At 43.6% G+C, this 20,183-nt stretch carries 24 protein-coding genes; 19 read left to right on the top strand and 5 right to left on the bottom strand.

Annotated features, from left to right (window positions below):
- The first annotated feature begins 76 nt into the window (after positions 1 to 76).
- The gene (locus AC3AQ9_RS10185) at positions 77 to 1,522 is read left to right on the top strand and encodes a DEAD/DEAH box helicase (RefSeq protein WP_488307359.1); all 1,446 of its coding nucleotides are present in this window, start codon (positions 77 to 79) and stop codon (positions 1,520 to 1,522) included.
- Positions 1,523 to 1,800: 278 nt separating this feature from the next.
- Positions 1,801 to 2,367 carry a 3D domain-containing protein gene (locus tag AC3AQ9_RS10180; RefSeq protein WP_488307358.1) on the top strand — a complete coding sequence of 189 codons (567 nt, stop codon included), beginning with the start codon at positions 1,801 to 1,803 and terminating at the stop codon, positions 2,365 to 2,367.
- A gap of 81 nt (positions 2,368 to 2,448) precedes the next feature.
- Here the strand turns inward: AC3AQ9_RS10180 and AC3AQ9_RS10175 are convergent, their stop codons facing one another.
- Positions 2,449 to 2,673: a DUF378 domain-containing protein gene (locus AC3AQ9_RS10175; protein ID WP_488307357.1), complete on the bottom strand. Its 225-nt coding sequence runs from the start codon at positions 2,671 to 2,673 to the stop codon at positions 2,449 to 2,451.
- Positions 2,674 to 3,116: 443 nt separating this feature from the next.
- Here AC3AQ9_RS10175 and AC3AQ9_RS10170 point away from each other — a divergent pair, with 443 nt between their 5' ends.
- The 5 genes from AC3AQ9_RS10170 to AC3AQ9_RS10150 all read left to right on the top strand — a co-directional run bounded on the left by AC3AQ9_RS10170 (position 3,117) and on the right by AC3AQ9_RS10150 (position 6,947).
- Entirely contained in the window at positions 3,117 to 3,959 is an 843-nt protein-coding gene (locus tag AC3AQ9_RS10170; RefSeq protein WP_488307356.1) for a MurR/RpiR family transcriptional regulator, read from the top strand.
- 80 nt (positions 3,960 to 4,039) lie between these two features.
- On the top strand, positions 4,040 to 4,876 hold the full coding sequence (locus tag AC3AQ9_RS10165; protein WP_488307355.1) for a transporter substrate-binding domain-containing protein: 837 nt from the start codon (positions 4,040 to 4,042) through the stop codon (positions 4,874 to 4,876).
- A 20-nt stretch (positions 4,877 to 4,896) separates the two neighbouring features.
- Positions 4,897 to 5,562: an amino acid ABC transporter permease gene (locus tag AC3AQ9_RS10160; protein WP_488307354.1), complete on the top strand. Its 666-nt coding sequence runs from the start codon at positions 4,897 to 4,899 to the stop codon at positions 5,560 to 5,562.
- Positions 5,563 to 5,575: 13 nt separating this feature from the next.
- Complete coding sequence (locus AC3AQ9_RS10155; protein WP_488307577.1) at positions 5,576 to 6,298, top strand: amino acid ABC transporter ATP-binding protein; 723 nt, start codon at positions 5,576 to 5,578, stop codon at positions 6,296 to 6,298.
- A gap of 223 nt (positions 6,299 to 6,521) precedes the next feature.
- The gene (locus tag AC3AQ9_RS10150) at positions 6,522 to 6,947 is read left to right on the top strand and encodes a CBS domain-containing protein (RefSeq protein WP_488307353.1); all 426 of its coding nucleotides are present in this window, start codon (positions 6,522 to 6,524) and stop codon (positions 6,945 to 6,947) included.
- A 68-nt stretch (positions 6,948 to 7,015) separates the two neighbouring features.
- Here the strand turns inward: AC3AQ9_RS10150 and AC3AQ9_RS10145 are convergent, their stop codons facing one another.
- The gene (locus AC3AQ9_RS10145) at positions 7,016 to 7,429 is read right to left on the bottom strand and encodes a hypothetical protein (RefSeq protein ID WP_488307352.1); all 414 of its coding nucleotides are present in this window, start codon (positions 7,427 to 7,429) and stop codon (positions 7,016 to 7,018) included.
- A 402-nt stretch (positions 7,430 to 7,831) separates the two neighbouring features.
- Between AC3AQ9_RS10145 and AC3AQ9_RS10140 the strand changes: the two genes are divergently transcribed.
- From AC3AQ9_RS10140 to AC3AQ9_RS10105, 8 genes are all read left to right on the top strand, one after another.
- On the top strand, positions 7,832 to 8,368 hold the full coding sequence (locus AC3AQ9_RS10140; protein WP_488307351.1) for a TetR/AcrR family transcriptional regulator: 537 nt from the start codon (positions 7,832 to 7,834) through the stop codon (positions 8,366 to 8,368).
- A gap of 276 nt (positions 8,369 to 8,644) precedes the next feature.
- Complete coding sequence (locus tag AC3AQ9_RS10135; RefSeq protein ID WP_488307350.1) at positions 8,645 to 9,538, top strand: beta-keto acid cleavage family enzyme; 894 nt, start codon at positions 8,645 to 8,647, stop codon at positions 9,536 to 9,538.
- Positions 9,538 to 10,503 carry an L-carnitine dehydrogenase gene (locus AC3AQ9_RS10130; protein ID WP_488307349.1) on the top strand — a complete coding sequence of 322 codons (966 nt, stop codon included), beginning with the start codon at positions 9,538 to 9,540 and terminating at the stop codon, positions 10,501 to 10,503. The genes AC3AQ9_RS10135 and AC3AQ9_RS10130 overlap by 1 nt, the downstream gene beginning before the upstream one ends.
- Before the next feature lie 22 nt (positions 10,504 to 10,525).
- The gene (locus AC3AQ9_RS10125) at positions 10,526 to 10,996 is read left to right on the top strand and encodes a thioesterase family protein (RefSeq protein WP_488307348.1); all 471 of its coding nucleotides are present in this window, start codon (positions 10,526 to 10,528) and stop codon (positions 10,994 to 10,996) included.
- 32 nt (positions 10,997 to 11,028) lie between these two features.
- Complete coding sequence (locus AC3AQ9_RS10120; RefSeq protein WP_488307347.1) at positions 11,029 to 12,222, top strand: quaternary amine ABC transporter ATP-binding protein; 1,194 nt, start codon at positions 11,029 to 11,031, stop codon at positions 12,220 to 12,222.
- Entirely contained in the window at positions 12,219 to 13,049 is an 831-nt protein-coding gene (locus tag AC3AQ9_RS10115) for an ABC transporter permease (protein ID WP_488307346.1), read from the top strand. The genes AC3AQ9_RS10120 and AC3AQ9_RS10115 overlap by 4 nt, the downstream gene beginning before the upstream one ends.
- A gap of 22 nt (positions 13,050 to 13,071) precedes the next feature.
- Entirely contained in the window at positions 13,072 to 13,944 is an 873-nt protein-coding gene (locus AC3AQ9_RS10110) for a glycine betaine ABC transporter substrate-binding protein (protein WP_488307345.1), read from the top strand.
- 96 nt (positions 13,945 to 14,040) lie between these two features.
- Positions 14,041 to 14,337, top strand: coding sequence for a cupin domain-containing protein (locus AC3AQ9_RS10105; RefSeq protein ID WP_488307344.1), 297 nt, complete (start codon positions 14,041 to 14,043; stop codon positions 14,335 to 14,337).
- Between the two features lie 142 nt (positions 14,338 to 14,479).
- On the opposite strand, the gene AC3AQ9_RS10100 is transcribed toward AC3AQ9_RS10105, so the two are convergent.
- Together AC3AQ9_RS10100 and rluF are read right to left on the bottom strand one after the other, a co-directional pair.
- The gene (locus tag AC3AQ9_RS10100) at positions 14,480 to 15,196 is read right to left on the bottom strand and encodes a DUF6904 family protein (protein ID WP_488307343.1); all 717 of its coding nucleotides are present in this window, start codon (positions 15,194 to 15,196) and stop codon (positions 14,480 to 14,482) included.
- A gap of 11 nt (positions 15,197 to 15,207) precedes the next feature.
- Complete coding sequence (rluF, locus tag AC3AQ9_RS10095) at positions 15,208 to 15,915, bottom strand: 23S rRNA pseudouridine(2604) synthase RluF (protein ID WP_488307342.1); 708 nt, start codon at positions 15,913 to 15,915, stop codon at positions 15,208 to 15,210.
- A gap of 227 nt (positions 15,916 to 16,142) precedes the next feature.
- On the opposite strand from rluF, the gene adh reads away from it, so the two are divergent.
- The 4 genes from adh (at position 16,143) to AC3AQ9_RS10075 (ending at position 19,104) form a co-directional block, all read left to right on the top strand.
- Positions 16,143 to 17,666 (top strand): aldehyde dehydrogenase, encoded by a 1,524-nt coding sequence (gene adh / locus AC3AQ9_RS10090; protein WP_488307341.1) that lies wholly within the window; start codon positions 16,143 to 16,145, stop codon positions 17,664 to 17,666.
- A gap of 166 nt (positions 17,667 to 17,832) precedes the next feature.
- The gene (locus tag AC3AQ9_RS10085) at positions 17,833 to 18,195 is read left to right on the top strand and encodes a DUF779 domain-containing protein (protein ID WP_488307340.1); all 363 of its coding nucleotides are present in this window, start codon (positions 17,833 to 17,835) and stop codon (positions 18,193 to 18,195) included.
- A 134-nt stretch (positions 18,196 to 18,329) separates the two neighbouring features.
- The gene (locus AC3AQ9_RS10080) at positions 18,330 to 18,524 is read left to right on the top strand and encodes a hypothetical protein (protein ID WP_488307339.1); all 195 of its coding nucleotides are present in this window, start codon (positions 18,330 to 18,332) and stop codon (positions 18,522 to 18,524) included.
- On the top strand, positions 18,517 to 19,104 hold the full coding sequence (locus tag AC3AQ9_RS10075) for a Fic/DOC family protein (RefSeq protein ID WP_488307338.1): 588 nt from the start codon (positions 18,517 to 18,519) through the stop codon (positions 19,102 to 19,104). The genes AC3AQ9_RS10080 and AC3AQ9_RS10075 overlap by 8 nt, the downstream gene beginning before the upstream one ends.
- Before the next feature lie 169 nt (positions 19,105 to 19,273).
- On the opposite strand, the gene AC3AQ9_RS10070 is transcribed toward AC3AQ9_RS10075, so the two are convergent.
- Positions 19,274 to 20,104 (bottom strand): AAC(3) family N-acetyltransferase, encoded by an 831-nt coding sequence (locus AC3AQ9_RS10070; RefSeq protein ID WP_488307337.1) that lies wholly within the window; start codon positions 20,102 to 20,104, stop codon positions 19,274 to 19,276.
- Positions 20,105 to 20,183 lie beyond the last annotated feature (79 nt).

Below are 20,183 nucleotides of genomic sequence, written 5' to 3'. Positions count from 1 at the left end.
TAATGGAAGAAACAGGCTCATCCATGCCATAATAGAACGACGTATAGATTTTTTTGAGCGGAGAAGGAGCAAGAACATGAATACAACAAAATTTAACCAATATAAAATCAGTGAACCGATTTTGAAAGCACTGGAAGGTCTGGGGTATACAAAACCGACTGAAGTGCAGGAAAAAGTGATTCCAGTAGCACTTTCAAAGACTGACGTGGCTGTTAAATCACAGACGGGCAGCGGGAAAACTGCGGCTTTTGGAATACCAATCTGCGAATTGGTCGATTGGGAAGAAAATAAACCGCAAGCGCTTATATTGACGCCGACACGGGAACTGGCTGACCAAGTGAAAGAAGACATTACAAACATTGGCCGCTTTAAACGCATTAAGGCAGCGGCAGTGTACGGCAAACAGCCATTTGCATACCAGCAAGCCGAATTGAAGCAGAAATGCCATGTAGTCGTAGGAACTCCAGGGCGTGTTTTTGACCATATCGAACGCGGAACTTTGAATTTGAGCCGGATTGAATACCTGGTGCTCGATGAAGCGGATGAAATGCTTAATATGGGCTTTATTGAACAAGTGGAAGCCATTATTAATAGATTGCCTGAACAGCGGACAACCATGCTTTTTTCTGCTACGCTGCCTGAAAATGTAGAAAATCTACAGCGCAAATACATGGACAATCCAGAACATATTGAAATCGCATCTACTGAGACATTAACAGACCGGATTGAACATTCGCTTTACACGGTCGAAGAGAAAAAGAAATTTTCTTTGCTGCGCGATGTAACGATTATTGAAAATCCGGATAGCTGCATTATTTTCTGCCGGACGAAAGACAATGTCGATTTTGTGGTGGAACAACTTGAAATGCATGATTATACCTGTGATAAATTACATGGCGGAATGATGCAGGAAGACCGCTTTGCGGTGATGAACGAATTCAAGCGCGGTGAGTTCCGATATTTAGTTGCCACTGATGTGGCAGCCCGGGGAATCGATATCGACAGCATTACCCATGTGATTAATTTTGATATTCCACTTGAGAAAGAAAGCTACGTGCACCGGGCAGGAAGAACAGGCCGTGCCGGAAAAAAAGGGAAAGCGATCACTTTTGTAACACCGCATGAAGATAAATTTTTAAGTGAAATCGAATCTTATATCGGCTTTGAAATTCCGGAGCGAACAGCTCCATCGCCTGCAGAAGTGAGCGCGGCTAAACCTGCTTTCATGGAAAAATTGGAAAGCTTGCCCGAGCTTAAAAAGAATAAAAACGAGCAAGTCAATAAAGACATCATGAAACTGTATTTTAACGGCGGGAAGAAAAAGAAATTGCGTGCTTTCGATTTTGTAGGCACTTTAACGAGCATTCCAGGAGTTACAGCAGAAGATATCGGGATTATTAAAATCCAGGATACTGTTACTTATATTGATATCTTGAACGGCAAAGGCCCCATGGTGCTGAAAGCTATGAGAGACAAGACGATCAAAGGGAAAACCTTGAAAGTCCATAAAGCCAATAAATGATTTGAAAGCGGATGCTGTGCAAAACAGCATCCGCTTTTTTATATGTATTAGATAAAACGGAATTGAAAAACAGGGAAATATTATACAAAAGTCACGTCTTTTATCCCTTTTCATAAACCGTAATGAGCAGGTTTTTTACAAACGAAAAGTGCTTATGTCACGAAAAGCAGTCAAACTGTAATGAAACAAGTCATAGAATGTTACACGGCTGTAATGTTGCCGTGCTATTTTATTGTTATTGAAAAAACACTTACAACACCCACAAAGGAGAGAACAGATTGAAAAAACTATTGATTATTCTAAGTTTTGCACTGGTTTTGTTCCTTGGCACTTCACTGGAAAGTTCAGCGGCAGCAAGTACATATACAGTTAAAAATGGAGACACTTTATATAAAATTTCTAAAATGCACAAAGTATCGGTAAGCAATTTAAAGTCTTGGAACAAATTAAAATCCGATGTCATCAAACCGAAACAAAAGTTGAAAGTTACAGGATCTGCAGCGAAGAAGGCCTCTAAAGCAAAAACACCATCACGTTCATCAGCGGGATCAGTGGTTAAAGAATTTACAGTTTCAGCTTCGGCATATACCGCATCATGCAAAGGCTGTTCTGGAATTACTAGAACCGGGATTAACCTGAAGAAAAACCCGGGATTAAAAGTTATTGCAGTCGATCCAAGAGTCATTAAATTGGGCACAAAAGTCCATGTTGAAGGGTACGGTTATGCCGTAGCCGGAGATACAGGCGGTGCCATTAAAGGCAATAAAATCGATGTATTTATTCCTTCGAAAAGCAGAGCCCTTAAATGGGGAAGAAAAAACGTAAAGATTAAAATATTGAAATAAACAAAATGAAATCCTCCATGCCGTACTTTCGGCATGAAGGATTTTTTGTATTGAGCAAGAAAAATTCAGTGGACTGCCTTTTTAACGGCGTACATCGCTGTGTCGATGATCATGGTTTACCATTGGCAGGAATTTTAGAGCGTAGAGCGCGCATAGTCCGACAATCACATAAATGATTCGTGACAAGATTGATGTGGTTCCGCCGAAAATGGCTGCTACTAAATCAAATTGAAACAACCCGACGAGCAGCCAGTTCACTCCTCCGATAATCAGCAAAATAAGGGCAACAGAATTCAAGCCTCTCATCCATCTTCTCCTCCTTTCCCTTTATTTACAGATGTTGTTAATTAATTATTCCCCCTTAAAAAATATAGAAACCTGAAAAATCAGAATATTTAAGTGCTACAAATATTTCATTATTGTATCAGAATAACGTTTAGTGATGAAAGGACTAGGGAATGTTTTTTAATATTGCCGCTGAAAATTCTGCATAATTCCACTTTTCCCTCCTCTTTGAAAGAATTTGTGAGCCGCCTTCTTTCAAATGCTAAAGAATTCTTTGGTTCATTAAGCCAAAAAGCTATAAATACATAATAGGGACGAAGAATAGCTATACAGCGAATAAATATTCCAAATATTTATAAGTAATTATTTATCTAGAATATTTGAATAACTATTGCAGGAATTCCTGCAGAAATGTATACTTTTTATAAGTATTTGAGTAAGTTCTTGTTTTGGAGGCGTGATAGATGCAGGATTTACTGCGAAGTGTTTCAGAGGCATATAAGGATTTCAGTACTGGACAAAAGAAAGTAGGAGATCTTTTTTTCCGGGAACCTATTTTTTTGGCATTCTCATCTGCCCTGGAAGTAGGAAGAAGAGTAAATGTCAGTGAATCGACCGTCATTCGATGGACGCAAAAATTAGGTTATAAGGGTTATGCCGAGTTTCAGCAAGTGGTTCAGCGGAAGCTGGCTGAAGAAAGGTTTGAACAGGCTGAACAAGAAACACTGGAACCGAACGCCGACCAATCTTTTTTGGAAAACCTGCTCGATGCGGAAATTACAAGCATCATTAAGTTAAAGCAGTCGATGAATGAAGAAGACCTTCTGCAAGCAGTTGACTTGATTTGTTCTGCCAAACACATCTACGTTGCAAGTGATTTTTTTGATTATGGACTGGCCCATTGGTTTTCGGGATGGCTGGATATGACAATCGGTTTTACGGAAATGATTTATCCGGCAGATCGGCATTATTACAGCCAATTATCTAAGATAGGGCCGGGAGATATTTTAATCGCATTTGTGTTCCCGCGATACACCAGAATGGTTGTCGAAACAGTCCGTTCTGCTAAAGAACGGGGAGCGGAAGTTATCTTGTTAACGGATTCATCTGAATCACCTGCTTTAGCATCCGCTGATATCGCGCTTAAAGTCTCACTCAATACAAACTTGAATATTGATTCATATACGGCGGTTCATGCACTGCTAACTTCCATTATGCGTTTTGTATATGTGAAAGAGCATGGCAAAGTAAAAGAGAATCTGGCTAGAATTGAAGCCGTTTATAAACAAAAAGATATTTTTTATTAAAAAAGCATTTATCATTCTGGCAAGTCCCGAAACGCTTTGGCGCTTTGGTCAATTATATAAAACGAAAAGGGGAGAATAAGATGAAAAAGAAATTATCATTTTTAAGTGTAATTTTATCGGCGGGTTTGGTTTTGTCAGCTTGCGGAGGATCAGAAGATTCAGCCGGTTCGGGTGGATCAAGCACTGAAGGCGGCGGCAATGAGCTGGGTTTATTGGAAGAAGGTAAATTCACTACTGCAGCCAGCGGACTATATAAACCATTCAACTATGAAGAAGGCGGAAAACTGACAGGTTTTGATATTGAAATTGGTGCAGCCCTTTCGAAAGAAATGGGACTGGAACATAATCCGGTAACCAACCCGTTTGAAACAATCATCCAAGGATTGATCGGCAAGAAATATGATGCCGTAATCGGTTCGATGGCGATTACAGACGAACGTGCGAAGACGGTTGCGTTCTCAGACCCGTACTATTTGTCAGGCGGTAAAGTTTTCGTTGCTGCAGACAACAATGAAATTAAAGAAGTGGCAGACCTGGAAGGCAAAAAAATCGGGGTAGTTGCACAGTCGACATACGACAAAGCAGCTCAGGAGTATACAGATGATATCCAGTACTATAATAGTGACGTGGTCGCTTTGCAGGACTTGGTACCAGGAAGAATAGATGCGGTCATCACCGCTGACGTGGTTGGGTTTGAAGCACAGAATGCCGATCTTGAGATCAAAGACGTAGGTGAAAACCTGTGGATAGAAGAAGCGGCGATTGCTGTGCGTCCGGAAGATAAGGCCTTGTTAGAAGAGGTTAACAGAGCATTGGATGCTATTATTGAGAACGGAACATATGCGGAGATTTCTGAAAAATGGTTCGGCACTAACCTCCTCGAAGTGGAGACAGAAGGAATCGAAGTTCTGCGCTAAGCTGAGAGAGGGGAAAAGCCATGGAGAGCATTCGAACGATAATTGATATTTTTCTAACCACATATCCGGGATTTTTAGATGCCGTTGTCATCACCCTTGAATTAACTGCGATTTCTGTTGTTCTCGGGACGGTCCTGGGCCTATTCTTTGCACTAATGAAAATTTCTAAATCAAAAATTCTGCAGGGCATCGCAAATCTCTATATTACGATCATCCGTGGGACACCATTACTCGTCCAAATCATGTTTTTGTATTTTGGAATCACGCAAATTGTGGTTTTGGACAATTTTTGGGCAGGGGCCATTGCCCTTGGGGTCCATAACGGGGCTTACATCGCAGAAATCTTCCGCGGCGCCATTCAAGGGATTGACCAAGGGCAGACTGAAGCAAGCCGGGCGCTTGGCATGACGAGCAGCCAGACCATGCGGAGAATTGTTTTTCCACAGGCGCTGCGCCGTTCCATTCCGCCGTTAGGGAACCAGTTCATCATCACTCTGAAAGATTCATCTCTTGTCTGGATGATCGGGGTAGCGGAATTGTTTTCGGTCGCGAATCGGGCAGCAGCAAGTTCCTTTAAGCAATTCGAGACATTTATAGTTGTTGGTTTTTATTATCTAGTGCTGGTTATGATTTTCACTTATATCGTCAGATGGTATGAAAACAGACTGGACGTAGACAAAGTGTAAGGGGGGACAAATGATGATCATTGGAGAAAACATCCACAAATCCTTTGGGGATTTGGAAGTGTTAAAAGGCATCGATTTACATGTGAAACCCCAGGAAGTTGTGGTTCTTGTCGGTGTCAGCGGATCGGGAAAAAGCACACTTTTACGCTGTTTCAACTTTTTAGAGGAAATGAACAGCGGAAAAATTACCATTGACGGCCATGTCGTTAATCCCAAAAAAGATAAACTGGCGGATATCCGTGCTGAAGTCGGAATGGTGTTTCAGCATTTCAATCTTTTCCCGCATAAAACCGTGCTGGAGAATGTAATTGAAGCGCCTGTCATCGTGAAAAAGATGGATAAAGAAAAAGCGAAACAGCTCGGTATGGAACTTCTTGAAAAAGTAGGGCTTGCTGAAAAAGCGAACGTCTATCCGAGTAAGCTGTCAGGCGGCCAAAAGCAGCGGGTCGCTATAGCCCGGTCCTTAGCGATGCAACCGAAGGTCCTGTTGTTTGACGAACCTACATCGGCGCTTGACCCGGAACTGGTGGGCGAAGTGCTGCAAGTTATGAAACGGCTTGCTGAAGAAGGAATGACGATGGTAGTCGTCACGCATGAAATGAAGTTTGCAAGGGAAGTGGCGGACCGTGTAATCTTGCTGGATAAAGGCGTCATCGTCGAATCAGCCGATCCAAAAACCTTTTTCGAAAATCCGCAGCATGAACGGACACGCCAATTTATTCAATTGGTAGAATAAGTGAATGACTCAAAGATGGATCCGATGTTTGAATCGGATCCATCTTTTCTTTTCGATAAATGCGTTTTTAATTCAGAAAATCGGTTAAAGAGTAATAGACGCTGATGAAAGGAGGCAAGTCCACGGATATAAGTGATGGAATGTAGCAGATTAGGAAAATTGGAAAAGCTTCGTTAAGACTGTAAGTTAACAAAATAACTTTACTAAAACGGAGGAATAGACCATGAAAGTTACAGAAATTATGACCAGCAATGTGGATACTTGCTCACCCCAAACCTCTTTACAAGAGGTTGCATCAAAAATGAAAGATTTGGATGTCGGATCGATTCCTATTGTAGACAATGATAAATTAGTGGGAATCATAACGGATCGGGATATCGTCACACGCGGAATAGCTGAACAAAAAGCATTGGACAGCCCGGTAACGGATATTCTTTCTTCCGACCCGGTGACAGCCAGCACAGATATGGATGTTGAAGATGCAGCGAATTTGATGGCCCAGCATCAAATACGCCGGCTGCCTGTTGTAGAAGGCGATAAAGTGGTGGGGATTGTTTCTTTAGGCGATATCGCGGTAAAAGACAAATCTTACGATAATGCAGAAATCGCGCTCGATGACGTATCAGAACCGGCTGAACCTGAACGATGAACTTTATCAACATATAAAACCAGCTCTTTTGTGAGCTGGTTTTTATATGTTGAACGGATAGTAAAGAGTTATTCTGTTTCAATAACGGATGCAGAAATGAGGGGCAAATCCTCTTCAGCTGTTCCATCATAGATGCCATGCACTGTTACAGAATCTCCTGCCTCAACTAAGGTTTCAGCCATATTGCGGATAAATACCCGGTTTTTCGCGTCAGTTAAGATAAACGCAGGAAAAGCGCCATCATCTGTCAATTCTTCAACTTTTCCTGATAAAATGACCGCTGTCCCTTCTTCGACTTCTCCATTCGCCAAAGCAGTGAATGTGATGGGCTCTGCTTCATCTACATCTTCAGGGGCGGTTGGGTCAAATTCTCCTTCAGGAGCAGTAACTTCCGTTTCACCTTCGTCAGTGAGTTCTGCATTTTCTCCTCCACAAGCCGCCAAACATAAAACGAGCATAAATGGAATAAACTTTTTTGCCATACCGGATCAACTCCCGACCATGATAAAAGATGTCTTGTAAAAAATATACCCTTCAAGGTACATGGGTTAAACAGAGAAAGAAGCGGCTCTACCGAAACATATAGGTAGTATAAAAGTTAAAATGAGTATACGGCGCTTAAATTTCACTTTAAAGAAGCTATAATAAATAACTAAGTAAACAAAGTTGCGCCAAAATTAGGCATGAGGATTTTGGAGCTGTCAAGCAGTTGGAAGCAGCAAGGGCATTAAGGTATGATGAACAGAAATACCGCAGCTCATGGAATAATGAAACAAAAATCATTATATTTTAAAACGATTTTTTAAATAATTCTGGAATGAATTTGTAAAAAAACCGTCCAGGTAGTATAGTGAGAAACAAATTCATAACGGAGGGGGTTTCATGTGGGCAGAATAACAAGGAAAGTAGAAATTTTACATGCAGCATCAAAAATAGTCAGTGAAAGAGGGATTTTTAATCTGACTTTAGAGGCCACGGCAGCGGAAGCAGGTGTCAGCAAAGGTGGTCTCTTGTATCATTTTCCATCAAAAGAAGCTTTGGTCCAAGGAATGGTCGAGCATCTGGCAGATAATTACCGTGAAAAGATTGCAGCGGCAGCACAGGAATCTTTATTGGAAAAAGGAAAATGGACCACATCATACGTGGATGTTACATTTAACAAACCTTATAAAAAAACAGATATGACTTCAGGCCTGCTTGCGGCGAAAGCTGTGAACGAGGAGCTCCTGGATCCTATCAGGAATCTCTATATGGATTGGCAATCAGAAATCGAAAATGATGGAATCGATCCAGTGAAAGCCACCATTATCCGGTTGGCAACAGATGGATTATGGTTAAACGAACTTTTTGACATTAATCAATTGACAGACGAAAAGAAGGCGGCAATTTATAAAAAATTAATTTCATGGGCAAGTGAGTAATCAGCTTAAAATCAGATCATCTTCGGATGATTTGATTTTTTTTTGAAAAAAATTAAAGACGACTATTTTTTGAAAAAACCTTTAAGTTCAAAGGTTAAAACCGGTTTGAAAAATCAGAATACAGGCACTGTAAAGCGAAGGAAGCAAAAAGTGACCTTGAAACATTACCGTCCAGATGGTACAGTTTAAAGCATCGGAAAATTAGCAGATAATTATAGTAACAAAATACATAAAAAGAATGAGCCGATAGAACTAAAATGTATTGGAGGAATTTGCTTGAAACAAAAAATTTTATTAACAGCAGCTGTGACTGGTGCTGGGGATACAACGGCAAAAAGCAGTTATGTCCCAGTTACACCAAAAGAAATAGCAGAATCGGCTATTGAATCGGCGAAAGCGGGAGCGACCGTTGCGCATGTACATGCGCGTGATCCAAAAACAGGCGGCATTAGCCATGACCTGAATCATTATAAAGAGATTATTGAGCGGATCCGTGAGTCGGAAACGGATGTAATTATTAATATTACATCAGGCGGTGGAGGAGATTTCATCCCTAATCTTGCAAATCCGGCAGTTGGCGGAAAAGGGACAGATATGCAGACTCCCTTTGAACGCCATGAACCGGTAGGTTCATTATTGCCGGAAATGTGCACACTTGACTGCGGCAGCGTCAATTTCGGGGACATGGTTTACATGAGCCCGACAAGCTGGCTTAGGGAGCAAGCGAAGTTGATTCAGGAAAGCGGAGTAAAGCCGGAGCTTGAATGCTTCGATACAGGACATCTGCGTTTTGCGAAACAGCTGATTGACGAAGGCTTAGTGGATGGTGATCCGATGTTCCAGTTTTGCCTGGGTATTCCATGGGGAGCGGAAGCGGATGAAGAAACAATGCTGTACATGAAAAACCGCCTTCCTGAAAACGCTCACTGGTCGGCTTTCGGTATCGGGCGCATGCAGATGCCGATTATGGAAATGGCGGCACAGCATGGTGGAAATGTCCGGGTAGGTCTTGAAGACAATCTCTATCTGGGCAAAGGGATATTTGCCAGCAACGAACAGCTGGTTGACGAAGCGGTCAAAAAATTGCATGCGAGCGGCGTTGAAGTAATGAGCCCTGCAGAAGCACGTATCCATTTCCAACTCAGCAACCCTTACGGAGGTGATCGATAATGAGTCATGAAGCGCAAATAAAGAATATAACGGTCGTAGGGACCGGTGTCATCGGCAACGGCTGGATTGCCCGATTCCTGGCAAAAGGATATGATGTCATCGCTTTCGATCCTGCTGAAGGGGCAGAAGACCGGACGAAAAAGGCTGTTTCACAGGCATGGACGTCTCTCGAAAAAATGGGATTGGCGGAAGGCGCTGATCAAAGTCGCATTACCTTCAAGCCGACAATCGAGGAAGCAGTGCGTGAGGCGGATTATATCCAGGAAAATGTTCCTGAACGGGAAGAATTGAAAAAAGCGGTCCTGGCGAGCATCGATGAACACGCCAAACCCGAAGCCATCATCGGCTCCAGCACGTCAGGCATCGTGCCAAGCATATTGCAGGAAGGCCTCAAACATCCGGAAAGGCTGATTGTCGCACATCCGTTCAACCCGGTATATCTCTTGCCGCTCGTTGAACTGGTCGCTGGAAAACAGACGGATGCAGCTGTGATGGATCGTGCACGCTTATTTTTTGAAGAGGTGGATATGAAACCTTTGATCATCCAAAAAGAAATTGAAGGCCATCTTGCGGACCGCTTGATGGAAGCATTGTGGCGTGAAGCACTGCATATGGTCAATGACGGAGTGGCGACGACCGAGGAAGTGGATGCAGCTATCGTTTATGGCGCTGGGCTTCGCTGGGCACAAATGGGGCCATTCATGACCTTCCATTTGGCAGGCGGGGAAAAAGGCATGCGGCATATGCTTGATCAGTTCGGTCCGGCACTGAAACTGCCATGGACAAAACTTGAGGCTCCAGAATTGACGGATGAACTGAAAGAAAAAGTCATTAACGGCTGCGAAAGCCACGCGGGTGATACAAGTATTATGGAACTTGAGAATAAGCGCAATGAATTCTTAGTGGAGCTGCTTGATCTGGTTGAATCTTACTGGCCTGAAACGAAATTGGCCATGAAAAACTGAGCGTTCAAAAGGAGGATGCGGTGTGGCGGAAACAAATATGGAATACAAAGTTTCAGTTCTAAGTGAATGGGTCGATTATAACGGCCATATGAATGACGCAGCGTATGCCAAAGTATTCAGTTTGGCTGTCGATAAAACTATCGAAGCTATCGGATTGGATGCTGAAGCACGTAAAAAGCACAACTATACATTTTTCACGCTGGAAACGCATCTGTGCTATTTGAAGGAAGCCCATGAACATGAATTGCTTAGCGCAAAAATGCAGCTTCTGGACAGTGATGCCAAGCGCCTCCATGTATTTTTCACCCTGGAAAATGATGCTGGAGACTGCGTGGCAACGAGTGAACAGATGCTGATGGGCATAGATTCGGAGCAGGGGAAACCGGCATCTTTTCCGGAACCTGTCGCTATAGCTGTGGAAAGAATAAAGAATGAACATAAAGAGATGAGCTTGCCAAAACAAGCAGGCCGGACAATCGGAATCAGGCGTTAAATCCGGTTCAAGAGAAAAAGAGGAGAATGTTGATGAAAAAGATTGAAGTGAACAACTTAACGAAGATCTTTGGTTCTCAGCCTCAGCAAGGGCTGAAACGTTTGAAAAATGGAGAACAAAAAGAAGATATCTTGGCAAAGACCGGCATGACCGTTGGGGTCAACCAAGCGACTTTCTCTGTTGATCCCGGTGAATTCTTCGTAATCATGGGATTATCAGGCAGTGGGAAGTCGACTTTGATCCGCCTTGTGAACCGGCTGATTGAACCTACTGACGGTGAAGTGCTCATTGATGGAGAAGACATCACAAAGATGAACAAAAATGAATTGATCAATGCCAGACGCCAAAAGCTAGGCATGGTTTTTCAGCAGTTCGGTTTATTCCCGCACCGGACAGTATTGGAAAACGTCGGCTATGGCTTGGAAATTCAAGGAATCAATAAAGAAGAACGCAACAAGCGAGCTCAGCAATCGATCGAGGATGTCGGTTTGAAAGGGTATGAAAACAGTTATCCAAAAGAACTCAGCGGCGGTATGCAGCAGCGCGTCGGGCTGGCGCGGGCACTGGCCAATGATACGGACATCCTGCTGATGGATGAAGCATTCAGTGCGCTTGATCCGCTAATCCGCAAAGAAATGCAAGACGAGCTTTTGAAACTGCAGAATAAATTAGGCAAAACAATTTTATTCATTACTCATGATTTGGATGAAGCACTAAAGCTGGGTGACCGGATTGCCATTATGAAAAATGGCGAAATCGTCCAAGTTGGAACTGCAGATGAAATTCTGGAGAACCCCGCCAATGAATATGTTTCCAATTTCGTCAAAGATGTGGACCGCTCTAAAGTGCTGATGGCTTCCCATGTTATGAAAAAACCGATTGTCCATATTATGGATAAAAGCGGTGCCTTAGCAGCCGTGAAAAAAATGGAAGATGCAGGGGTCTCAAGTATATTCGTTGTTGATAAAGACAATGACTTCAAAGGGCTGCTGACGATTGATGATGCCATTAAATCGTATAAATCAAGCTTGGCAATCGGTGAATTGCTGATTAAAGATATTCATTCCATCTCACCAGAAACCCCATTAAACGACCTCTTTGGAATTGCCGTCGAAGCCAAATATCCACTGGCAGTTATTGAAAATGGAAAGCTCTTGGGAATCGTCTCACGCGTCTCGATCCTTTCCGGATTAGTTCTAGGGAAAGATGAGGTGGCATCGGTATGAATTACTTCATCCTTCCATTAGAAGAATGGACAAATAATTTTGTAAATGACTGGCTCTTGCCGGTCACTGGTGAATTTTTTGACGCTATCAGCAACGGATTGCGTACATTTGTCGATGGTATGACAGATATTCTGATCGCCATTCCGCCTGAACTGCTGACAATCGTAATAATGTTGCTGGCCTGGAAAATTTCCGGGAAAGGAGTTGCCTTGTTCGCACTCGCTGGAAGCCTTTACCTCGGTTCAGTCGATTTATGGGAAGCGGCGATGCAGACAGTGGCAATCGTAATCGTATCCACCTTTATATCCGTGATCATCGGAATTCCATTGGGGATTATTGCTGCAACAAATAAAACCATGTCAAGTATCGTTCGTCCGGTGCTCGATTTCATGCAGACTCTACCAAGTTTCGTTTATCTGATACCGGCAATCCTGTTGTTCGGACTTGGCAACGTGCCGGCGGTAATCGCCACTTTCGTATTTGCTACACCGCCTGCTGTCCGGATGACGACTTTAGGGATTCAGCAGGTGCCTGCTGATGTTGTGGAAGCTTCCAAAGCATTTGGATCTACTAACTGGCAGCTTTTGTACAAAGTCCAGCTACCGCTGGCTACGCCTTCGATTATGGCGGGCATCAACCAAACGATGATGCTGGCTTTGTCAATGGCGGTAATCGCATCGATGATCGGTGCACCTGGTCTTGGATCAGTTGTTTTGGAAGGCATCTCAACCGTCAATGTCGGTCTAGGATTAACAGGCGGGTTAGGCATCGTGGTCCTGGCGATTATCATGGATCGCATCACTCAAGGCTTGGCGCATAAGTTATAAAAAGGAAAAGAGGAAATTAGACATGAAAAAGATTTTATTGACAGCAATAATGGTCTTATTGGCAGCAGTAGCGGCGGCTTGTTCTTCAGAAACTTCACAGACAGAAGAAGGAACAGCAGGCGCATCCCAGAAAACAATCACTTTCGGTGTGACACCTTGGACGAGCACAGTGCCACCGACTAAAATCGCAGGTTTGATACTGGAAGATATGGGCTATGAAGTGGAAGAAACTGAAGCGGATGCGGGAAGTATTTATACGGGTCTTTCACGAGGAGATCTTGATGTCTTCATGGACGCCTGGGTTCCGATGCATCAAAACTATTTGGATAAATTCGAAGATAAAATTGAAAGCGCATCTATAAGTTACCCCGAAGCAGATACAGGCTGGGTAGTTCCAGCTTATATGGAAGACATCAATACGCTGGAAGATTTGAAAGGCCGCGAAGGCGAGTTCGATAATAAATTCTTTGGCATTGAAAAAGGTGCCGGTGCTTCACTGGAAAGTGATGAAATCATCGAAGCGTTTGAATTTGACTTCACACAGGTGAATTCCTCTGAAGGAGCAATGCTTGCTCAGGCTCAGCGCATGATGGCGCAGGAAAAACCGGTGGTCTTTTATGGTTGGAGACCGCACACGATGTTTAATAAATTTGACTTGAAAGTTCTGACGAATGATAAAGGGTTCTTTGAAACTTCATCTGTTGAAGTAATTACAAACAAAGAACTGAAAGAAAATGCGCCAGAAGCTTATAATTTTTTAAGCAACTGGAACATTTCGATTGATGAAGTGGAAGAAATGATTGTAAAGATTGAAGAAGGGGGAGACCCGGAAGAAATTGCCCAAGAGTGGATTGACAACAATCCGGATAAAGTGGCCGAAATGAAAGGTGAATAATAGATATAGGAAAGCCGGAACTTCCATTGTAAATGGAGGGTCCGGCTTTTTTGTGGCAAATAAGATTATAAGAAAAGGAGAGGATAAAAAGTAGAGTTGATTGATACACCGTTCTTGTTGAATGACAAGAAGAAGCATATCTATAAAGCACTGGCTTTTGGAAAGGTGAACGTTGTGAATATGCAGCTTCAGCGGGGAGAAATTATAGCTGAGCACGAAGTGGATGCCGATGTCCTGATCATTATAAAAGAAGGGGAAGTAGCTTTTACAGTGGAAGGTGAACGTGCAGAAGCAACTGCGCAGAATATTCTCCATATGAATCCGGGCGAATGGCATAGCTTGGAGGCGCTGGAAGTCAGCGATTTTATCGTTCTGCAAATCAGGCGCTCGTGAAAATTCGAACTGAGGCAGGAGCGGACCGAAAATTCTTTTAATCGTGCAGGCGGACTTCTTTTGGCAAATAGCGAAGGAAGTCCGCCTTTTAATTCTGTTCCAACCTACCTGCTGGAATTACAGCAGTGTGGGTACCTTTTAATTACCACTCAATTTCATCAGGATACTCAGCCTGCAGCCTGATTTCATGGATCGGCATTTTGTTGGGGGTAGCCGCCGCCAGAACCTGGTTGCGGAAAGTTATATAATCTTTGTCTTGCAAAGCAATTTTCAAAGCGATGACGCCCAAACTTTTCTCGCGCTGTTTTTTGGGCATGTCTATATACTTGATATTTAAGAAATCGATGTATTGGATTGCATATTCTTCCCCCGGCACCGCCTGCTGGAAAGCTTTTAAAATCTGCTGGTACTCTTCTTCGGGAACTTGTCCATGCAGACAATCAAGGACAAGAGACTGGAAGCGGGCGATTACATGCAAGTGAATATCCCAGTCCGGAAATTTGGCATCTTCCCGGTGGAGGCGGACGAAATCTTTCAGCGCGATAGCTGCATACAAAATTTCAGGCCACAGCACTTCGGTTGAAAAATAAATGTTTTTGTCAGGTGCGATAAAGCTGTGCTGCTTTTTCGTATGGTCATGCAAGCCATTAAAAACAGATTCGACATTGCGGTCCCCTTGGGCGGCATGGCGAATTTCATATGAAATCCCAAGAATCCGCATGCGGGATCCTGCATAATCATAATATTTGTTTTCGTCGCCGATTACATGGTAAATCGCCTGATTCAGTTCATCCAAATCAAAGTAATCGCCGCTGATTTTAACGCCGGTATGGTTCGGAGTGTTCGTTAATGTAAGCATGCCTGATTCTCCTATCGTTTCGGTTTATAGTCCAGTTGATCGAATAACTCGTTCCGTTCTTGATCGGTTAGATCCCGCCATTCCCCGACCGGCAGATTTCCGAGATGAATATTCATAATACGGATCCGTTTTAAGCCACGCACTTCATATCCCAATGCACTGCACATGCGGCGGATCTGGCGGTTCAACCCCTGGCGCAAAATAATGCGGAAAGAGTATTTGGATAATTTTTCAGTTGTCGTAGGGAGCGTCTTCGTATCGAGGATTTCCACCCCTTCAGACATTTTCTTCAGAAAAGATTCGGTCACCGGCATATCCACTTTAACGATATACTCTTTTTCATGTTCATTTTCGGCGCGCAGAATTTCATTGACGATATCTCCGTCATTCGTCAATAAAATCAGACCTTCCGAATCTTTGTCCAGCCGGCCGACATGGAATATCCGAAGTGGATGATTGACGAAATCGACAATATTCCCTTCAATATGGCGTTCTGTTGTACTTGTTATGCCTACGGGTTTATTAAGCGCGATATATACGTATTGCTGCTTCGGCTGTTCAATAACGTTGCCATCCACCCGCACTTCGTCCCCAGGTTGTACTTTGCTTCCGAGTTCGGCCCTCTCGCCGTTGATGGTCACCCGGCCGTCTTCTATAAATTTATCCGCGCCGCGTCTAGAGGTAATGCCTGTTTCACTTAAAAACTTATTGATTCTCATAAAAAAATCCCTTCAAATATATATTTCATTGATATATCCTATTATACCCTGATAAAACCTTAAACAAAACGAAGGATGGAAATGAAGAAAGAATTTACAATTAAAAGGTTGCAATTTTCCGATTAATTTGACAATATAGAAGGGAAGCCGTCTCGTTGCTTATCCTGCTTTATCCCAAAAATGTAAGCGGATTCAAAGAGGCGAAAAAAGATAAGGGAGGAAACAGAATGGTATTGTACTCAGCACCAAATACGGAAGGCGCGAAAAGCAGATTCAAGGAAAGATATGAAAACTATATAAATGGTGAGTGGCGTGCTCCGGCGAAGGGCCAGTATTTTGATAATGTATCGCCGGTAAACGGGAAAAAATTCACCGAAATCGCCCGCTCAACAGCGGAAGATGTAGAAGCTGCACTTGATGCGGCACATGCAGCGAAAACCGCATGGGGCAAAACTTCTACTACAGAACGTTCGAATATCCTGCTTAAAATTGCAGACCGTATGGAACAGAATCTGGAAATGCTGGCTGTAGCAGAAACTTGGGACAACGGAAAAGCAGTCCGTGAAACGCTGAATGCCGATTTGCCTTTGGCAATTGACCATTTCCGTTATTTTGCAGGAGTGATCCGTGCCCAGGAAGGTTCCATCAGCCAAATCGATGAAGATACAGTCGCTTATCATTTCCATGAACCTCTTGGGGTAGTGGGACAAATCATTCCTTGGAACTTCCCGCTTCTTATGGCAACTTGGAAATTGGCGCCTGCCTTGGCAGCGGGCAACTGTGTTGTCTTGAAACCGGCTGAGCAGACTCCGGCAAGTATTTTGGTGTGGGCTGAGCTGGTGGGCGATTTATTGCCGCCGGGCGTATTGAATATCGTAAACGGATTTGGTCTGGAAGCTGGGAAACCGCTTGCTTCAAGTCCGCGCATCAGCAAAATAGCATTTACTGGTGAAACGACGACGGGCCGTATGATTATGCAATATGCTTCCCAAAACCTGATTCCGGTGACGCTGGAACTGGGCGGGAAATCACCGAACATTTTCTTTAAAGACATCATGGACCAGGACGATGCTTTCCTTGATAAAGCAATCGAAGGTTTTGTCATGTTTGCCTTGAACCAAGGTGAAGTATGTACATGTCCTTCACGTGTACTGATCCAGGAAGACATTTATGAAGAATTTATGGAACGTGCATTAAAGCGTGTGGCTGCTATCAAAATCGGCAACCCGCTTGATCCCGAGACAATGATGGGTGCTCAGGCTTCACAAGAGCAGATGGAAAAAATCATGTCGTATTTGGATATCGGCAAGCAGGAAGGCGCTGAAGTATTGATCGGCGGCGACCGTAACGTTTTAGAAGGCGATTTGGCAGAAGGCTATTACATCAAGCCGACAGTTTTCAAAGGCGACAACAAAATGCGGATTTTCCAGGAAGAAATTTTCGGGCCGGTCGTATCGGTCACAACGTTTAAAACAAAAGAAGAAGCGCTTGAAATTGCCAATGATACATTGTATGGATTAGGAGCGGGCATCTGGACACGTGATACGAATACCGCCTACCGTTTCGGCCGTGGCATCCAGGCAGGGCGCATTTGGACAAACTGCTACCACCAATATCCGGCTCATGCTGCATTTGGCGGTTACAAAATGTCCGGCGTTGGCCGTGAGAACCACAAAATGATGCTTGATCACTATCAGCAGACTAAGAATATGCTTGTCAGCTACAGTGAAAACAAACAAGGGTTCTTTTGATCCCGTTGGCCAGTAAGATTTCTACGGGATAAAGTTTCTCTTTATCCCGCTTTAACGGTCAGTAAAAAAATCAACTGACCGTAAAAGCCCGAATGGATCAACTAATAATCTGCAGGATGAACCCCTGCAGATTAAGTTTCTCTTTACCAGGAAAGAAGGGATACCAATGGTCGAACGTGTAACGGCAACGGATGCGGCGCTCGAGCTGATAGAACTGCTGAAACAAAAGCACGGACCGGTCATGTTTCATCAGTCGGGAGGATGCTGTGATGGCAGTTCACCGATGTGTTACCCTGAAGGCGATTTATTCATTGGTGATCAGGATGTGCTGCTCGGTGAAATTGGCGACAGCAAATTCTATATGCATAAAAACCAGTTTGATTACTGGAGTCATACACAACTGATCATTGATGTAGTAACAGGGCGAGGTGGCATGTTTTCTCTTGAAGGGGTCGAAGGCAAACGTTTTCTGACGAGATCGAGGGCATTTACTGCGGAAGAAACCAAAGAATTGCAGCAGCAGAAATAAGAAAAACCGGGTGTTTCCGCACCCGGTTTTTCTTATTTTTTATAGGTTTTTTTAGCTAGAAAAGCGCTTGGATCCACGGTTTACAATGGAAAGAGAGAGCGGGAAATGCTATAATAAAAGAATGAAAGGTGGTAATGATTTTGACGAAATTAGTGAACCGGGTTTCCCGTGAACAAGCCAACCAAGCGATTTCCTATGCGTCACATTCTCTCACCACTGAAGGGTTTAACGTGACAAATGAGGATCAGAATTTTGTTCGGTCGGTCTTGACTGGTGAACAGACGGAAGCACAATTCCACCGGGCCATTAAGACAAAATTCAATGTCTAAGTACCAGCATTCCTCGATGTACTGCTATCCGGATTCGGACGTATTGATCAACCATTTCAACTTGATGGATGATAAGAAATTGAAAGAGCTGGAAAAAGTCTATACGCTTTTCCGACTTTCAGAACTGCAAATCAAAAAGCCTGCAGATCCAACAGATGTGGAAGCATTTTTGGCGATACATCAATACATTCTTCAAGACGTGTATCCCTTTGCAGGTGAGTTGCGGAAAGAGATGATTTCAAAAGGATCTTCTTCTTTTGCACACCCAAAGTTTATCGAGTCTGAACTTCACAAGATTTTTGCGGAGCTGGCTGCAGAAAGTTATTTAAAAGATTTACCGCGCGAAAAATTCATTCCGCGGCTTGCTTATTTTTTAGCGGAATTGAATGCACTTCATCCTTTTCGAGAAGGCAATGGACGCACCGTCCGGGAATTTGCCCGGCAACTGGCAATTAATGCAGGTTATCAGCTGGACTGGGAAAAGATTCCGGAACCTGCTGAAATCATTAATGCGTTTGTGGATTCATTTAACGCTAACAATAACAGGCTCGAAAATTTACTGGATGAAAGCATCTCTTAAGAAAAGCCGATCCCTTACTTTTGGGATCGGCTTTTCTTAAGGTCCAGATACATTCTCGGCAGCCTTGTTCATTGCGCTTCAGATGGACACTTCCGCGGGGCCAGCTTCAGCTTCTTCGTCATAAAGACATCGGCGGAATATCGGTTAAGTGGATCAAATTTAAACAGCATTATATCTTTTCTTCAGGCGATTTTTCAACCGGTGCAGGATGCTGCTGGAGCCATTCGATGCCAAACTCGACGAGCGGCCGCATCTCAACGAGTTTCACTTCCGCTTGTCCGAGAGTGCCGGCAACAATTTCGCCTGGATAGTCTTTTGCCAGTTCCGGAAACCGGTCAGAGTCCATATCCACACAGTCATAAGTCTTCCAGACACGTTTTCCGTCAATCATCATGGCGGCGCCTTGCGGAGAAGTAGTCCGCGTTTCCTGGACGAATTCCGCATAATGCAAAGCTGTGCACGAATCAAACCCGGTCCCGATAAAGAGAATCTTGACATCTGCTTTCATCATTTTTCCAAGCGGCGAGCCTTTTCCAAACGAATCATCGATCGGCTGTTCGCTCATCCATTCGGCGGCCTGTTTTCCCCAAGCCATAAATGAATGGGCCGGATGAGGGCTTCGAATGGCATCAGGATGGCGATGAAAACATTCCGCAATTTTTCCCATTCCCCGGAGTTCAGTTAAATGAGGGTTGAAAGCAGGCGAACTTTCACGAAACGGCTGATGCCAGTTTTCGGGGATAGGCGGATTCATCCAGTAGACAGGGTCGGAGTTGTCTGCTGACTGTGAAGGCATGACCAGGGTGCCTTCGGCCGTTATGGTCTCTATTAAGGCTTCTACAACGGCTTGGGCGCCTCCTGCTATCCATCCCATCGATTTTAACGATGAATGGACCATAAGGTCGTCCCCGGCTTTTATGCCCAATCTGTTAAGCTGCTGCTTAAGTGTTTCTTTTGATTGGAATTCAGGTGTATTTAATATATGCAGAAATTCAGTCATCTTTATTCCCCCCTTGATGTAAATATACCATAGCAGGAAAGCTTGCCGTTTTGCTTTTCGCAAGTTAGCATTAGTTGAA

Source organism: Planococcus sp. VCh962, from assembly GCF_057748275.1.
The sequence above is the reverse complement of the archived record's forward strand: the minus strand, read 5'-3'. Positions and strand labels throughout refer to the sequence as shown.